We start from the raw sequence: 14,322 nt of genomic DNA, 5'->3' as shown, positions 1-14,322 counted from the left end.
AGCCCTAAAGCGCGGCGACCGCCCAGCACACGCCCACGATCAGGAAAACCCCCGCCAGATCGAGCAGCACCCCTGCGCGCACCATATTGGCAAGCCGCACCTGGCCCGTGGCCCAGGCAATTGCATTGGGGCCGGTGCCAGCAGGCAGCATGAAGCCCCAGCTGGCCGCCAGCGCGGCGGGCATGGCCAGCAGCATCGGATCGCCGCCCAGCGCCAGCGCCAGACTGGCCACCACCGGCATGATGCCGCTGGCAGTGGCGACATTGCTGGCAAACTCCGTCACCAGAATTACCAGCGCCACCAGCGCACAGGCCACCAGCACCATGGGCACGCCTGCCAGCGGCAGCAGCGCCTGCCCCAGCCATGCGGCCAGCCCGCTCTTGGTCATGCCGGCGGCCAGCGCCAGCCCTCCGCCGAACATCATGATAACGCCCCACGGCGCGCGGTCGGCTTCCTTCCACACCAGCAGGGGGCGGCCCGTGCCATCGGGCAAAAGGAACAGCGTAAGGCCTGCGATCACCGCAATCGTGCCATCGCTCAGCGATCCTGCGGGCAGCAGCGGGGTCAGCAGCGGCTGCACCAGCCAGGCGATGAAGGTGAGCGCCACCAGCGGCACCAACCGCTTTTCGGGCGTCGTCCAGGCGCTGTGCGTATCGATCGCGGCACGCGCGGCGTGCACATCGAAACGGTGTTCGCCCACGCGGCACACTTTGTGGATGATGAACGCGGCCAGCGGCACGCCCAGCAGCACGATGGGCAGGCCGAACGCGCTCCATTGGGCAAAGCTGATGCGCAGGCCAATCGTGGTGTCGAGCAGGCCCACCGCAATCGCATTGGTTGGCGATCCGACAATCGTGCCGAGCCCGCCAATGCTGGCGGCAAAGGCAATGCCGATGGGCAGCGCGCCCGCGAGGCCCAGCCCGGTGGGCGGGCCTTCCGCGTCGTCAGCGGGGCCAGACAGGCCCGATCCGCCCGCCGCCAGCACCGCCAGCGCCATCGGCATCATGATGAGCGCGGTGGAGGTGTTGGATATCAGCATCGAAAGCAGCGCGGCGCTGGCCATGAAGGCGAGCAGCAGCCGCGCGCCGCTGCCTCCCCTTGCCGGGGATTCCCCACCCCGGTCCACGCCGCGCAGGATAGCCAGCGACAGGCGGCGGTGCAGGCCGGTGCGTTCGATCGCCAGCGCAAGAAATGCCCCGCCCAAAATCAGGAACAATATGTCCGAATAATAGGTGGAGGCGGTTTCCGCCGCGCTCGATATTCCGGCAAAGGGCAGGACGAGGAAGGGGATGAGGGCAGTGGCGGTCAGCGGCACCGCCTCTGTCATCCACCACGCCGCCATCCACCAGACAAGGCCGGCCACGATCCATGCCGAAGCGGGCATGGTGCCGGGGGCGGGCAGCAGGAGAGTTACGGCAAAACCTGCCAGCCCGATCCAGAAACCGATGCGGCTGGCCGTCATTGAGCGCTCCCCCTTTTCCGCGCGATTCCCTCGGAATATGGTGCCTATTTGGGCGCCAGCACCATGACCATCTGGCGACCTTCCAGACGCGGGAAGCTTTCCACCTTGGTGGTTTCGGCCATGTCGTCCTGCACCCGGCGCAGCAATTCCGCGCCCAGATGCTGGTGCGCCATTTCGCGGCCGCGGAAACGCAGCGTCACCTTCACCTTGTCGCCATTGTCGATGAACTTGTGCATCGCCTTGAGCTTCACATCGTAATCGTGATCATCGATGTTGGGACGCACCTTGATCTCCTTGATCTCCTGCGTCTTCTGGCTCTTGCGGGCGAGGTTGGCCTTCTTCTGCGCTTCGTAGCGATATTTGCCGACATCGAGGAACTTGCAGACGGGCGGGTCGGCATTGGGCGACACCTCCACCAGGTTCAGCCCCAGGCTTGCGGCCTGGTCGATGGCTTCATTGGTGTACATGACGCCGATATTCTCACCGTTCTCGTCAATGACGCGAACTTTGTCGGACTGGATCAGCTGGTCGAAACGCGGGCCGGATTTGACCGGCGGTGCCATCATGCGGCGGGGCGGACGAGGTATGGGCGTGCTCCTGAAATGGTTGTGTGAAGCGCGCTATGTAGAGGCGAAATGGCCGTCGCGCTAGTGGCCACTTGGCGGGTCGGCAATTGGTGCGCCTATTGGGCCTGCCACAGGGTGAAGCGGGCCAATTTCTTTTCCGCAGGCACCAGCGCCTCGATCTTCCGGGCGGGTTGCAGCGCCGCCAGAATCGCCGGATCGGCCGCATCCATCCCGCCCGTCAGCGCGCCAAAAGCAGGCAGGATCACGCGGCCCGCGCCCATTGCATCCGTGCTTTGCACCGCACAGTGGCGGCGGATGTGGCGGCCCGAAACCCGGATTTGCAGGCGCGGGTGGAAATGGCCGGACAGTTCGGGCCGCACCTCGCCCGCCTTGGCTTCGTGCCGCAGCACCATGCCCGCAATCTCCAGCTCCTCCACAAAGGTGCCGCCAATGCCTGCGGACGGCCCCTTGTCGTGGTTGCCGGTGATCCAGACGAATTCGCACGCGCGGGTCAGCGCATCCAGCATCCCGGCCGCGTGGCTTTCCAGCCGCGCAGGCCCGCCGGCATCGTGGAAATTGTCGCCCAGCGTATAGACGCGCCGTGCGCCGGTTGCCTTGATCGCCGCCGCCAGCCGCTCCAGCGTTTCGCGGCTGTCATAAGGCGGCAGGAACTGCCCCGTGCGGGCAAAGAAGCTGGCCTTTTCCAGATGCAGATCGGCCACCAGCAGCGCATTCTCGCGCGGCCAGAACAGCGCCCGCGACCCTGCCGTGCCACCCTGTGCGCAGGGAAGGAGGACGAACTCCTCCCCGCAGAATCCGAATGTGAACGAAACGGGAACCATGGCCTGCACTTGCCGTGATCGCCCAGCTTTGGCAAGGGAGTTTGCATGACCGATTGGACCGCCCAGACCGCTGCTGCCCGCCACTGGTTCGAGAGCCTGCGCGACCGCATCTGCGCCACTTTCGAGGCGATCGAGCGCGAGGCGGGTTCGGACGCCGCGTTCGACTATATCCCGTGGAATCGCGAGACCGAGGATGGCTCGGACGGCGGCGGCGGCGTGCGCGGGGTGATGAAGGGCCGCGTGTTCGAGAAGGTGGGGGTCAATGTCTCCACCGTGACCGGCGAGTTCGCGCCGCAATTTGCGAAAACGATCAACGGCGCGAGCGAGGCGCATCCCGGCTTTACCGCCACCGGCATTTCGCTGGTGGCGCACATGGCCAATCCGCACGTGCCGGCGGTGCACATGAATACCCGTTTCCTCACCACGCAGGCCGCCTGGTTCGGCGGCGGGGCCGATCTGAACCCGCCGATCCCCTATGCCGAGGATACCGAAGCCTTCCACGCCCGCTTCCGCGCAGCCTGCATGGCGCATAACCCGACTTACTACGACCGCTTTTCCAAATGGGCGGACGAGTATTTCTTCATCCCGCACCGCAATGTGGCGCGCGGGGTGGGCGGCATCTTCTACGATCATCTGGAATGCGAGGATGTGGCCGCGTTCGAACGCCACTTCGCCTTCACCCGCGATGTGGGCGAGGCGTTTCTGGATGTCTTCCCGCGTCTGGTGCGCGCCCGGATGGGGCAGGAATGGACCGAGGCGGAAAAGGCCCAGCAGAAGGAATGGCGCGGGCGCTATGTCGAATTCAATCTGGTGTACGATCGAGGCACGCTGTTCGGCCTGAAGACCGGCGGCAATATCGACGCCATCCTGATGAGCCTGCCGCCCGAAGTGACCTGGAGCTGATCGACCGCAGGTGAGCCGTGCGCGCACCCTTGCGCGAAATTCGTTGCAACGGTAACCAGCCCGCTTTCCTTCGTGTCCGGAGCCATCATGACGCGCCCGTTTGTCGCCATCGCCGCCATTTTCCTTGCCACACTCGCCGCCTGTTCGTCCGCGCCGGAAGAGCGGATGGTTGCCCCCATCCTGACGACAGAGCAGGCGTTTGACGATTACACCTTCGCCCAGCCGCAGGTGGCGCGCGTAACCCATGTGGCGCTTGATCTGACGCTGGATTTCGCCGCGCAGGACATTTCGGGCACCGCCACGCTGGACATCGAAGCCGCGAATGACGCGAACGAGATCATCCTTGATTCCGACGGGCTGGAAATCGGCAGCATCACCGCGCCCGATGGCAGCGCGCTGGACTGGGAAATGGGCGCGCGGGTCGAGGGCAAGGGCGAGCCGCTGACCGTGGCGATTGGCGATGTGCGGCAGATCACGGTCACCTATTCCGCCGCGCCGGGGGCTGAGGCGCTGCAATGGCTGAGCCCGGAGCAGACCGCGAACGGGACGCATCCCTTCCTGTTCAGTCAGGGTCAGGCGATCCTGAACCGCAGCTGGATCCCCACGCAGGACAGCCCCGGCATCCGCCAGACATGGGAGGCGCGCATCACGCTTCCCGCCGATCTGAAAGCGGTGATGAGCGGCATTATCCAGGGCGAGGCGGAGGAGGCGCAAGCCGCCCCTGATGGCACCGCGCAGCACACCTACCGCTTTGTGATGGACAAGCCGGTCGCCCCCTATCTCATCGCAATTGCGGCAGGGAATATCGAATTTGCCGAGCTGGGCCCGCGTTCGGGCGTCTGGGCCGAGCCCGCCATGCTTGAGGCGGCAAAGGCCGAACTGGTCGATACCGAAGCGATGATCGACGCGGCGGAGGAGCTTTACGGCGATTACCGCTGGGGCCGGTATGACATGATCGTTCTGCCGCCGTCCTTCCCCTATGGGGGCATGGAAAACCCGGTGATGACCTTCCTCACACCCACTTTCATCGCGGGCGATCGCAGCCTGACGGGCCTGGTTGCGCATGAACTGGCGCACAGCTGGTCGGGCAATCTGGTCACCTATGCCAGCTGGCGCGACGGCTGGCTGAACGAAGGCGTCACCTCCTATATCGAAAGCCGCATTTCCGAGGCGGTGTTCGGGCCGGAAAGGGCCATGCAGGAGCGTGCGCTGTCCTTTGCCGCAATCGAGGACGCGCTGGGCACCCACGGGGCGGATGCGCCGATCACATCGCTGCGCACGCCCGACGGGCTGAACCCGCTCGAATACGATTCGGCCATCATTTACGACAAGGGTGCGCTGTTCCTGCACACGCTGGAGGCCATTATCGGGCGCGACCGCTTCGATCCGTGGCTGCGCCAGTGGTTCGATACCCACGCCTTCCAGCCCGCCACGTCAGAGATGTTCATCGCGGATCTGCGCGAAAAGCTGGTGGGCGATGACGCGGTGCTGGACGAGGCGCTGATGCTGGAGGAATGGGTGTATGGCACGGGCCTGCCTGCCAATGCCGCGCGGCCCAATCCGGCAGCCTTTGCCGAAGTGGACGCGGCAGCCGATGCCTACGCGGCCAATGGCACGCTGAATGCCGCCGCATGGAACGGCTGGAGCACGGCGGAACGGATGCGCTTCCTGCAAAGGGCGCCGCAGCAACGCAGCGCCGCGCAACTTGCCGCCTTGGACGAGGCCTTTGGCCTGTCCGCCACCGGCAATAACGAGATCCGCTTCCTGTGGCTCGAACTGGCGCTGAAGAACCGCTACCAGCCCGCCGTTCCCCAAGCCGAGGAGTTCCTGACGCGCGTGGGCCGCAACAAGTTCGTCAGCCCGCTCTACCGCGCGATGCAGGGGCAGGGCGAATGGGGGATGGCGATTGCACGCCCGCTATATGAGCGGACACGTCCGGGATATCATGCCATGACGCGCGGCAATGTCGACGGCGTGTTGGGAGTTGGTGGCGCGTCCTAGCTCAGGATGCGCCAGCCGATCGGCTTGAAGCTGCCCCCGTTCGAGGCATAGGCCGAACAGGCGGTGAGGCCGATGACGAGGTCCATCCGCGCCTCCAGCCGCAGGCAATCGCCGGCGCGCGAGGGCGGCGGCTCCACGCGGATGCGCCCGCTTGCCCCGTCGAACGGCACATTCATGAACAGGTTGAAGGCGGTGCCGATCCTGTCGGGTTCCACGCCATAGGGGGCCAGCGCCTCTGCCAGATTGCCGAAGCAGCCGCGATGCACCGGGTGTTCGGGATAGAAGTGGCGAAAGGTCGCCTCGCTGCATGGGGTGAGCAGGAAATCGTGGCACCCCACATCGTCATGCACGAGTGTGAGCATGGGGTTGGAACGGTTCGACCACAGCGTGTTCCCCGTGGTCAGTTTCAGCGTCTCCTCGTAATCGAAGGTGCGCCCGTTCGACAGCGCCTCGCGCACATCATCGGCGGCAAAGGCGATCAGGTCGGCGACCTGGCACCCTTCCAGATCGGTGACTTCGAGCACTTGGCCCTGGTCCAGACGAAAGGCAGTGCCGCTGCGCGGCGGGATTCGCTCCAGCATCAGCGTGCCCGCTTGTCGCAAAAGGGCGGAGACCAATCGGGATCGACCTGCCGCCCCGAATATTGCTGCGCCTCGCTCGCCTCGCCATGGCGCGACAGCATGGGGTTGATGTCGCCGGCCAGCTTGCGGTCGCGTTCCAGAATGGCGGCGCGCATCTTTTCGTAGCGTCCCTCCTCACGCAGCTTTTCGAACTGGTCGTGCAGGTTGAACACCAGTGTCGGGCGGCCAAAACGCCGCGCGGGGCGGCTGGCGTGCGGGTGTAGGCCCACGACGAAAAAGGCCTCTCCGCCAAAGCTGAGCGAGAAATGCGGACTGTCGGGATCGGCGCTCACCCGCCCGTCATAGGGCTGGCCGCGCCAGTGATCCTTGTCCGCCAGCGATTGCAGGCGGTCCCACAAATGCACCTCGAACTGCGTTTCGGTGAGGTCGAGCGGCCCTTCGAACACTACCGCCAGGCTGCGCAGGCCGCCCGGATTGTCGCGGTATTCCCACGCCCAGTTGAGCAGCGCATCATGGATCTGCACGTCATTCCACGCGCTGGTCATGTCGAGCGCGGACACGACCTTCAGCGTGCCTTTGGCAAGTGCCGATTTCGCGCCCACGCAAGGAAAGCCGCTGTCGGCAATCCAGTCGTGCAGTTCCTTGTCCAGCGAATCCGTCGGTTGCAGCAGGGTCAGGCTCATGGCAGTGCCGCCTCCTCAAGCCCGCAGGAGCAGGGCGTTGCTGCGGCACGCGCTTCGGCGGGAAGGGGCTGCGCCCACTGGTGCCCGGGCGAACCCTTTGTGCGCCCCAGGGTCCAGTTTGCCTGCACCCGCACACGCGGATTGGGTGCGCACCAGATTTCGCCCCCGTTGTCGAGCGCGGTCACCCAGACCAGATGATGTTCGGGCCCGTAATCGATAACCGCCAAGGCCTGTCCTGCGCCGCGATCAAGGATGTGGACCGGAAGCGGAGGGTTTAGCTGTGTCAGCATGGTCCTGAATCCTTCCCCGTGATGGGGTGGCAACCCGCCAGCGCCGCGCAGGTTCCCTCCAGCCAGCCGGGGCGATTTGCAGCCACGCGCAAATCCGTGGCTGCAATTGCCCGATTTTCCCCCTATCTTGGGCCATATGCTGCGCCAGTATGAACTCGTCGAACGCGTGAAGGCCTATGATCCCGATGCGGATGAGGCGCTGCTCAACCGCGCCTATGTCTACACGGTGCAGAAACACGGCAGCCAGAAGCGCGCCAGCGGCGATCCCTATTTCAGCCATCCGGTCGAAGTGGCCGGCTTGATGACCGATCTGAAGCTGGATCAGGAAACCATCGTCACCGCGCTGCTGCACGATACGGTGGAGGATACGCTCGCCACGATCGAGGATATCGAGCTGAAATTCGGCCCTGATGTCGCGCGGCTGGTCGATGGCGTGACGAAACTGTCCAAGATCGAACAGATGCCCGAGGATGAACGCGCCGCGGAAAACCTGCGCAAGTTCCTCCTCGCCATGTCCGAGGATATCCGCGTGCTGCTGGTCAAGCTGGCGGATCGCCTGCACAATATGCGCACGCTGCATTTCATCAAATCGCCCGAAAAGCGCCAGCGCATCGCGCGCGAGACGATGGATATCTACGCCCCGCTGGCCGAGCGGGTGGGGATGTATGAATATATGCGCGAGATGCAGTTGCTTGCTTTCGAGCAGCTGGAGCCCGAAGCCTATGCCACCATTACCGGGCGGCTGGAACAGATCCGGTCAAGCGATACGGGCCAGGTCGATGCCATCGCGCTCAAGATCAAGCAGGCTCTGGCCGAAGCGGGATTGCAGGTGGAGGTCTGGGGCCGCGAAAAGCACCCCTATTCGATCTGGAAGAAGATGGCCGAACGCCATGTCTCCTTTGAACAGATTACCGATATCATGGCCTTCCGTGTGCTGGCCGACAGTGTGGAGGACTGCTACCGCGCTTTGGGGGTGCTGCACACCACGTGGCAGATGGTGCCGGGGCGGTTCAAGGATTTCATCTCCACCCCCAAATCCAACGGTTACAAATCACTGCACACCACGCTGATCCATGCCGGGTCCATGCGCGTGGAGGTGCAGATCCGCACCCGCGAAATGCACCGCACCAACGAATTCGGGCTGGCGGCGCATTGGGCCTACAAGCAGGAAGGGCGGCCCGACGGGCAGGTGGGCTGGCTGCGCGACCTGATCGAGATTGTCGATGCCAGCCACGATGCCGAGGAACTGCTCGAACATACCAAGCTGGCGATCTATCAGGATCGCATCTTCGCCTTCACTCCCAAGGGCGCGCTGTTCCAGCTGCCGCGCGGGGCGACCGCGGTCGATTTCGCCTTTGCCGTGCACACCGATCTGGGCGCGCAGACCGTGGGGGCCAAGATCAACGGCCGCCACGTGCCGCTGCGCACCCCGCTGGGCAATGGCGATGTGGTGGAAATCATCAAGAGCACCACGGCGAGCCCGCAATTGTCGTGGCTGGCCTTTGTCGTGACCGGCAAGGCGCGCGCCGCCATCCGCCGCGCGGTGCGGCAGAAGGAACGCGCCGAAATTGCCGAGATCGGCGCCAAGCTGTTCGAGGATATCGTCGAACGCCTGCCTGCCAAGGTCGGCAAGAAGGGCATCAAGGATGCGGTGAAGCGGCTGGAGATGGAGGACGAGGAAGACCTGATGGTCGCCATCGGTTCGGCCAAATTGTCCGACCGCGAAGTGATGGAAGCGCTTGTCCCCGGCTCCACCGCCGATCTGCCCGACGAACCGCATATGGCCCGCGCGATCAGCATCAAGGGGCTGACGCCGGGCATGGGGTTCCAGCTGGCCGAATGCTGCCACCCGCTGCCGGGCGACCGGATCGTGGGCCTGCGCCGGCGCGGGCAGGGGGTGGAAGTGCACGCCATCGATTGCCGCGAACTCGCCAATGGCGAGGATGCCGACTGGGTTGACCTGTCATGGGGTGAACATTCACGCGGAGCTGTCGGCCGGCTGAATGTCACGCTGTATAACCGGCCCGGAACGCTGGCGGAAATGGCGGGCACCTTTGCCCGCAACAACGCCAATGTGATGAACATCGTGCTCACCCAGCGCGACGATCCGTTCCACACCTATGCGGTCGATCTGGAAGTGCAGGACCTGGCGCATATCACGCGCATCGTGTCGTCCCTGCGCGCCAGTGACAGCGTGGCCGAGGCGGAGCGGGTTTAGAGCAGCGCCAGTTCCACCTCAATTTCGTCTCCCGCCGTCAGATCCTCGGCCCTGCGCACCGCCTGCTTCACCACAAGCAGCCAGCCGCCGCTCTCCTTGCTGGGACAGGCACTGGTGGCTCAGCGCGTGCTCCCGATGCGCGCCTCGACCCTGACCGAGCCAAAGCCGCGCCCGCTCCCCAGTTCCAACCGCCGCCTTGCTTCGTGCGCGGCAATGGCCTGGGCAACAGCGCCATCCATGGCGAGGAAATGCCAGCTTCCCGACCCGTCTGCCCCCGCCCAGCGCCACAGCGGGCCCGTGCAACGGGTGGTCTCGCTCACGCGCTCACACGGCGGATCGGCACCTGCACATTGCAGATGTCTACCCCGCCTGCCGGCACGGTGTAGAAGGCATCATTGCGGTTGGCGCGGCTGGCGACATAGCGGGCAAAGCTGGCGCTTTCGCTGGACAGATATTCGAACGCGGGCGGATCGGGCAGATCGCTGGCGAGCCTTGCCCTACCCCGCCATCTCCTCCAGCGCGTGCATATCCTCGTCGGACAGGCCGAAGTGGTGGCCGATCTCGTGGATCAGCACATGGGTAACGAGATGCTCCAGCGTCTCGTCGCCGCGCTCACACCATTCGAGCAGGATGGGCAGGCGGAACAGGCGGATGCGATCGGGCAGGGTGCCCGAATGGTCGATGCTGCGCTGGCCCACTGGCAGGCCTTCGTAGACGCCGGTCAGGTCGAAGGGGCTTTCGATCCCCATCTCGTCCAGCAGCGCGTCCTCGGCAAATTCCTCCACCGCGATCACCACATCGTGCAGATGCGCGCGGAATTGCGCTGGCAAGCGGGCGAGTGCGGCACGGGCCAGCGCTTCCATCTCGGCGGCAGAGGGGGCTTCCCCGAAAGCACGTGTCATGGGGCCCAGATAGGCGTGGCGCTTGTGCTTGTCATCTGCCGCAGGGGCAGCTAGGGAGCCGCCTCGCCTGAAGAGGCAACGGAGCGGTGGCCGAGTGGTCGAAGGCGCACGCCTGGAAAGTGTGTATACGGCAAAACCGTATCGAGGGTTCGAATCCCTCCCGCTCCGCCAACATCTCAATGCGAATCAATGAGATGAGCCCAGACGGGCCAGAAAACCCCAGCTTTTGGGCGGTTTTGCTAATTGCGACCAAACCTCGGAGACTTCCGGGACGGCCAAAATCGGTCTCTGATCGGCTTTTGTCTCTTTTCACCTAAACCTTGTCGTGGAAGGTATCGGCCTAGAAAGTGACGGATTTCCGGGCTTTTTTGCCTCGCATCTTGTTATGCCTTTTCAGCTTTAATCCGGCCGGCGATATTGTGTGAGAATGCAAGGTATACACCTATGTGCTGCAATCGCAGTTCCCCTTATTGAGATATCTCAGGGGCATTGCGCTGTGAAGGGTCCCGGCTGAACGCAGGCGCTGCGGCTGGTATGCCTTCCATTGTCCGCTGCGCCCGGGCGGCCTCACCCCACCATTCCAACTGGGCAAGGGTGCGTCCAACATAGCCCCGCCAGGACATGGCATCGACGCCATCGGCAAAATCCCCCGCGTCGGTCAGGATATCCTGTGCTTTCGGCAGGTGGATCATTGCCGAGACCGGCAGACATCCAAGCTCCGACAGAAATGTGCGCATGTTTACCGCTGCGCGGGCGCCACCCCACTGCCCAGCCGAATAGGTCACTATGGCACTGGGCTTGTACGAAAAGAGCGAGCTCCCGAAATGGTTCAGCAGGTGCGCCAATGCGGGGCTCATGGAATGGTTGTACTCGGGGCTGACCATAACATAGCCATCTGCCGCTTCGATCTTGGCAGCCAAGATATCGAGAGCCTCCGGGGCTGCGCTCTTCGCATACGCAAAGTGAGGCTTGAACACGGTCGGCAGCTCGATCGACAATGGATCGATCAATTCTACGGCATGGCCCATTGCTTCAAGATGCTTCTCGCATTGCAGGGCAACACGCAGGCCAAGCCTGACCGGGCGCGGAGGCGCGCTGTCACGGGCTGACCCGAGGAATATCAGGAATTTCTGCACAGCCTTCGACTCCACCAATTTTGACTCAGACGAGTAAATTCAGATTCCTAGCACCATCGCCAGACCAGACGCGGCCAGAAGAACCTCGACCGTGCGGATGAAGGCCGGCGTATCGAGGCGCATTACGATGCGCTTGCCAGCCCATGACCCTGCGATCAGAGCAAAGCCAATTGCGATGCCGTACATGATCGTTTCGAGATCGAGCACTGCGAACCGCCCATAGACAGCAGACTTGGTGAGATGCACGGCGGCGGCACCGAGCGCTTCGGTCGCCAGATAGGCCCCCTTTGCCAGGCCATAAGCAAGGAAGAACGGTGCGTTGATCGGCCCCACTGTGCCCACAATCCCGGATAGCAATCCCATAACCGCGCCCAGCGGCAAGAGGTGCCATCGTTTGATTGTCATCTCGCGGCGTGTGGCCCAACGCCGTGCCGGGATCATCAGCAGAATGAAGGCCCCCAGCAAACGCTGGATCAGCTGCACATCGAGTTCGATGAATATGAAGGCTCCGATTGCCGCACACGGCACGGCACCGGTCACGTACATGCGAACCGCAGCCCAATCCGTGTCGCGCCAGGAAAAGGTCGCGCGGGACAGGTTGCCGATCAGCGCCGCGACGGTGAGTATCGGCACGGCCCGTTCGGCTCCGAAAACATAGGCGCAAACCGGCAGGAGGATAACCGCGCTGCCAAAACCAACCACCCCGCCGATTGTCCCGGCAACCAGCGCCACCGCCAGCAGCGGGATCCAGAGCAGCGGCTCGATCAAGCGGCTACTGAGGTTCGTGCTGCCGGTAACATTCTGGGCACCAACCACAGGTAGGCGACCATGCCGAACAGTTCGACCAGCGACTGAAAGACGATGACCACGGTTGCGGTCTGCCATTGCGGTGCGAGCGCCAGGGCAAGCGGCAGAACGACAAACGAGTTCCGGGTGCCAAGACTGAACACCAGCGCGCGCGAGGAGCCAACCGGCAGGCGGAGTATCTTCGACAGGGCGAGCCCGATCAGTGCAGCGGCGACCAGAAAGACGACAAACACCCCGGTAACCTGCCCCAGCACCGGCAGCGCCCCCGCTACGGCCTGCACCTGTGACCCTGCGATAAGAAAAACCACAACACCAAGCAGTGGAACCGGCAGCCAGCCAATCTGCCCGACGATTTTTTCTCCGTCCTGTCGCCGCTCAGCCCAGCGCTCGGTCAGCCAGGCTGCAAGTAGCGGCAGAACGATAAGGGTAAGAAATACAGATGCGATCCGGTCAGCCGCCAGCAGCTCAAGGAACGCATTGCCCATAAACACCCAGAGATAGACTGGCAGAAGGCACAGTTGGACAATCAGGTTGACCGGCGTTGCGGCAATGGCGCGCCGACTGTCGCCGCCGCCCAGATGGGTAAATGTGATGTACCAGTCAGTACAAGGAACCAGCAGGACCAGCAGCACGCCGAGGCGGATGGCGGGATCGTCAGGCAACAAGACCAGCAAGGCCCAGACGAGCAAGGGGATCAGGAGGAAGTTGCCAGCCAGAACGGCGCCCATGAAGCGCCGGTCGCGAAACGCCTCGGGCAGGTTGGTCAGCGGGACCTGTGTGAAGGTCGCGTAAAGGAGTAGACCCAACACCGGCCACAGTACCGCTTCAAACGCCGAAGCCGTATTGGGCGCAACGCTGCCGATACCAAGACCCGCGAGGATCGCGACGAGGTAGATCCAGACTTGATGTTGCTCCAGTTTCTGCCGTGTCATGCCCTCCAGTTCGCAGATGCATCTTTTGGCAACAAGGGGAGTTTTGAAGTGGCAGTAAGTTTCGGCGGTTGCCGCCCGTCTGTTGAAGCTTTCAATTACCGAACACGATTGCCTCTTGCTTGTACCACTGCAACTCGGCCGCTGCCGCCAGTTCCTTCACCGACACCGCCGGCGGGACGCGTGCAATCAGTAGCTTATCGAGCACGGTCGGCGCCAAATAGGCCAGTTTCAGCATCCGACCAGCATAGGCGGGCGTAACATTCTCGGCCATGGCGATGTCCGCGAGGGTTGCCGCCGCGCCGGATTCCAGCTTCCGCCGCCAGCTCCACGCCTTGGCAATCGCCTTCAGCACATGCGGATCCACCCCGTTGGTGTCCTGTGCCATGTCGGCTGGCGGCACGATCTTCGGCCGCCCGTTGCGCTTGCGGATGGTGAGCGGGATGAACACCCGTATGGTGGTGGGCGCGCTCATGCTGCTTGTCTCCGTTCGGGAGTGACCATCTCGCGGATGAGCGATCCGAGACCTTCGGTCCGCAGATCCACCGCGAGGCCATCGGCGCTGACCGTGACCCGCTCGATCAGCAGGCGGGCGATGCGGGCCTGTTCGGCCGGGAACAGAGACTCCCACAGCCCATCAAAGCCCGTCAGCGCGGTGACCACATCCTGCTCGTCCATGTCCGGTGCAGTCCGGCGCGCTGCCTCCATCGCCCGCGCCGCAATTTCCGGCGTGCGCAGCAGCGACCGGATGTGCTGGACAACAGCGCCTTCGACCATGCCGGCATTGAGCCGGACAAAGCTCTCCCGGCCTTCGCACGCTCGGTTCCGGATCGCATCCATCGAGGTGTAGTAGCGGTAATGCCGGCTGCCCTTCTTTGTGACAGTTGGCGTCATGGCGATGCCGCGATCCGTGAAGATCAGACCTTTGAGCAGCGCCGGGGTGTGGGTGCGGGTGTTGGCCGCGCGCTGACGCGGGCTTTCCTTCAGGATGGCATGGACCTG

At 63.9% G+C, this 14,322-nt stretch carries 14 protein-coding genes, 1 tRNA gene and 3 pseudogenes; 4 read left to right on the top strand and 14 right to left on the bottom strand.

Annotation, left to right across the window (positions count from 1 at the left end; all coding sequences use genetic code 11):
• Positions 1-4 precede the first annotated feature (4 nt).
• The 3 genes from WFP44_RS06780 to pdeM all read right to left on the bottom strand — a co-directional run bounded on the left by WFP44_RS06780 (position 5) and on the right by pdeM (position 2,870).
• A complete protein-coding gene (locus WFP44_RS06780; protein WP_336925667.1) occupies positions 5-1,462 on the bottom strand; it encodes an SLC13 family permease in 1,458 nt (485 codons plus the stop codon).
• Between the two features lie 44 nt (positions 1,463-1,506).
• Complete coding sequence (infC, locus tag WFP44_RS06775) at positions 1,507-2,028, bottom strand: translation initiation factor IF-3 (RefSeq protein WP_336925666.1); 522 nt, start codon at positions 2,026-2,028, stop codon at positions 1,507-1,509.
• 116 nt (positions 2,029-2,144) lie between these two features.
• The gene (gene pdeM / locus WFP44_RS06770) at positions 2,145-2,870 is read right to left on the bottom strand and encodes a ligase-associated DNA damage response endonuclease PdeM (RefSeq protein WP_336925665.1); all 726 of its coding nucleotides are present in this window, start codon (positions 2,868-2,870) and stop codon (positions 2,145-2,147) included.
• 45 nt (positions 2,871-2,915) lie between these two features.
• Between pdeM and hemF the strand changes: the two genes are divergently transcribed.
• Entirely contained in the window at positions 2,916-3,773 is an 858-nt protein-coding gene (gene hemF, locus WFP44_RS06765; protein WP_336925664.1) for an oxygen-dependent coproporphyrinogen oxidase, read from the top strand.
• Positions 3,774-3,860: 87 nt separating this feature from the next.
• On the top strand, positions 3,861-5,774 hold the full coding sequence (locus WFP44_RS06760) for a M1 family metallopeptidase (protein ID WP_336925663.1): 1,914 nt from the start codon (positions 3,861-3,863) through the stop codon (positions 5,772-5,774).
• Here WFP44_RS06760 and WFP44_RS06755 read toward each other — a convergent pair.
• From WFP44_RS06755 to WFP44_RS06745, 3 genes are read right to left on the bottom strand one after another with little or no spacing between them, the layout of a single operon-like run.
• Positions 5,771-6,355: an urea carboxylase-associated family protein gene (locus WFP44_RS06755; protein WP_336925662.1), complete on the bottom strand. Its 585-nt coding sequence runs from the start codon at positions 6,353-6,355 to the stop codon at positions 5,771-5,773. The two genes, WFP44_RS06760 and WFP44_RS06755, sit on opposite strands and share 4 nt — an antisense overlap.
• On the bottom strand, positions 6,355-7,038 hold the full coding sequence (gntA, locus tag WFP44_RS06750; RefSeq protein WP_336925661.1) for a guanitoxin biosynthesis heme-dependent pre-guanitoxin N-hydroxylase GntA: 684 nt from the start codon (positions 7,036-7,038) through the stop codon (positions 6,355-6,357). The genes WFP44_RS06755 and gntA overlap by 1 nt, the downstream gene beginning before the upstream one ends.
• Positions 7,035-7,328, bottom strand: coding sequence for a hypothetical protein (locus WFP44_RS06745; RefSeq protein ID WP_336925660.1), 294 nt, complete (start codon positions 7,326-7,328; stop codon positions 7,035-7,037). Before WFP44_RS06745 ends, gntA begins: the two co-directional genes overlap by 4 nt.
• Before the next feature lie 136 nt (positions 7,329-7,464).
• Here WFP44_RS06745 and WFP44_RS06740 point away from each other — a divergent pair, with 136 nt between their 5' ends.
• Entirely contained in the window at positions 7,465-9,546 is a 2,082-nt protein-coding gene (locus tag WFP44_RS06740) for a RelA/SpoT family protein (RefSeq protein WP_336925659.1), read from the top strand.
• Here the strand turns inward: WFP44_RS06740 and WFP44_RS06735 are convergent.
• From WFP44_RS06735 to WFP44_RS06725, 3 genes and pseudogenes are all read right to left on the bottom strand, one after another.
• Positions 9,543-9,866 (bottom strand): annotated as a pseudogene (locus WFP44_RS06735) (DUF1905 domain-containing protein). The gene WFP44_RS06740 and the pseudogene WFP44_RS06735 sit on opposite strands and share 4 nt — an antisense overlap.
• Positions 9,863-10,039: pseudogene (locus WFP44_RS06730) on the bottom strand (peptidylprolyl isomerase); the annotation flags it as partial. The pseudogenes WFP44_RS06735 and WFP44_RS06730, both read right to left, overlap by 4 nt.
• 4 nt (positions 10,040-10,043) lie before the next feature.
• On the bottom strand, positions 10,044-10,448 hold the full coding sequence (locus tag WFP44_RS06725) for a metallopeptidase family protein (RefSeq protein WP_336925658.1): 405 nt from the start codon (positions 10,446-10,448) through the stop codon (positions 10,044-10,046).
• An 80-nt stretch (positions 10,449-10,528) separates the two neighbouring features.
• On the opposite strand from WFP44_RS06725, the gene WFP44_RS06720 reads away from it, so the two are divergent.
• Positions 10,529-10,619, top strand: a tRNA-Ser gene (locus tag WFP44_RS06720).
• A gap of 296 nt (positions 10,620-10,915) precedes the next feature.
• Here WFP44_RS06720 and WFP44_RS06715 read toward each other — a convergent pair.
• The 5 genes and pseudogenes from WFP44_RS06715 to WFP44_RS06695 all read right to left on the bottom strand — a co-directional run.
• A complete protein-coding gene (locus WFP44_RS06715; RefSeq protein ID WP_336925656.1) occupies positions 10,916-11,584 on the bottom strand; it encodes an NADPH-dependent FMN reductase in 669 nt (222 codons plus the stop codon).
• A gap of 39 nt (positions 11,585-11,623) precedes the next feature.
• On the bottom strand, positions 11,624-12,352 hold the full coding sequence (locus WFP44_RS06710) for a sulfite exporter TauE/SafE family protein (RefSeq protein WP_336925655.1): 729 nt from the start codon (positions 12,350-12,352) through the stop codon (positions 11,624-11,626).
• Entirely contained in the window at positions 12,349-13,323 is a 975-nt protein-coding gene (locus WFP44_RS06705) for an arsenic resistance protein (protein ID WP_336925654.1), read from the bottom strand. The genes WFP44_RS06710 and WFP44_RS06705 overlap by 4 nt, the downstream gene beginning before the upstream one ends.
• Before the next feature lie 91 nt (positions 13,324-13,414).
• The gene (locus WFP44_RS06700; RefSeq protein WP_336925653.1) at positions 13,415-13,795 is read right to left on the bottom strand and encodes a hypothetical protein; all 381 of its coding nucleotides are present in this window, start codon (positions 13,793-13,795) and stop codon (positions 13,415-13,417) included.
• Positions 13,792-14,322 (bottom strand): annotated as a pseudogene (locus tag WFP44_RS06695) (zinc ribbon domain-containing protein); the annotation flags it as partial. The gene WFP44_RS06700 and the pseudogene WFP44_RS06695, both read right to left, overlap by 4 nt.

It is taken from the genome of Alteraurantiacibacter palmitatis (assembly GCF_037154115.1).
In the GTDB taxonomy this organism is placed as follows: domain Bacteria; phylum Pseudomonadota; class Alphaproteobacteria; order Sphingomonadales; family Sphingomonadaceae; genus Alteraurantiacibacter; species Alteraurantiacibacter palmitatis.
The sequence above is the reverse complement of the archived record's forward strand: the minus strand, read 5'-3'. Positions and strand labels throughout refer to the sequence as shown.

Bases quoted from the DNA above. Each gene is read 5' to 3' on its own strand.
- WFP44_RS06780 (WP_336925667.1), bottom strand. From the start codon at position 1,462: ATGACGGCCAGCCGCATCGGTTTCTGGATCGGGCTGGCAGGTTTTGCC.
- infC (WP_336925666.1), bottom strand. From the start codon at position 2,028: ATGATGGCACCGCCGGTCAAATCCGGCCCGCGTTTCGACCAGCTGATC.
- pdeM (WP_336925665.1), bottom strand. From the start codon at position 2,870: ATGGTTCCCGTTTCGTTCACATTCGGATTCTGCGGGGAGGAGTTCGTC.
- hemF (WP_336925664.1), top strand. From the start codon at position 2,916: ATGACCGATTGGACCGCCCAGACCGCTGCTGCCCGCCACTGGTTCGAG.
- WFP44_RS06760 (WP_336925663.1), top strand. From the start codon at position 3,861: ATGACGCGCCCGTTTGTCGCCATCGCCGCCATTTTCCTTGCCACACTC.
- WFP44_RS06755 (WP_336925662.1), bottom strand. From the start codon at position 6,355: ATGCTGGAGCGAATCCCGCCGCGCAGCGGCACTGCCTTTCGTCTGGAC.
- gntA (WP_336925661.1), bottom strand. From the start codon at position 7,038: ATGAGCCTGACCCTGCTGCAACCGACGGATTCGCTGGACAAGGAACTG.
- WFP44_RS06745 (WP_336925660.1), bottom strand. From the start codon at position 7,328: ATGCTGACACAGCTAAACCCTCCGCTTCCGGTCCACATCCTTGATCGC.
- WFP44_RS06740 (WP_336925659.1), top strand. From the start codon at position 7,465: ATGCTGCGCCAGTATGAACTCGTCGAACGCGTGAAGGCCTATGATCCC.
- WFP44_RS06725 (WP_336925658.1), bottom strand. From the start codon at position 10,448: ATGACACGTGCTTTCGGGGAAGCCCCCTCTGCCGCCGAGATGGAAGCG.
- WFP44_RS06705 (WP_336925654.1), bottom strand. From the start codon at position 13,323: ATGACACGGCAGAAACTGGAGCAACATCAAGTCTGGATCTACCTCGTC.
- WFP44_RS06700 (WP_336925653.1), bottom strand. From the start codon at position 13,795: ATGAGCGCGCCCACCACCATACGGGTGTTCATCCCGCTCACCATCCGC.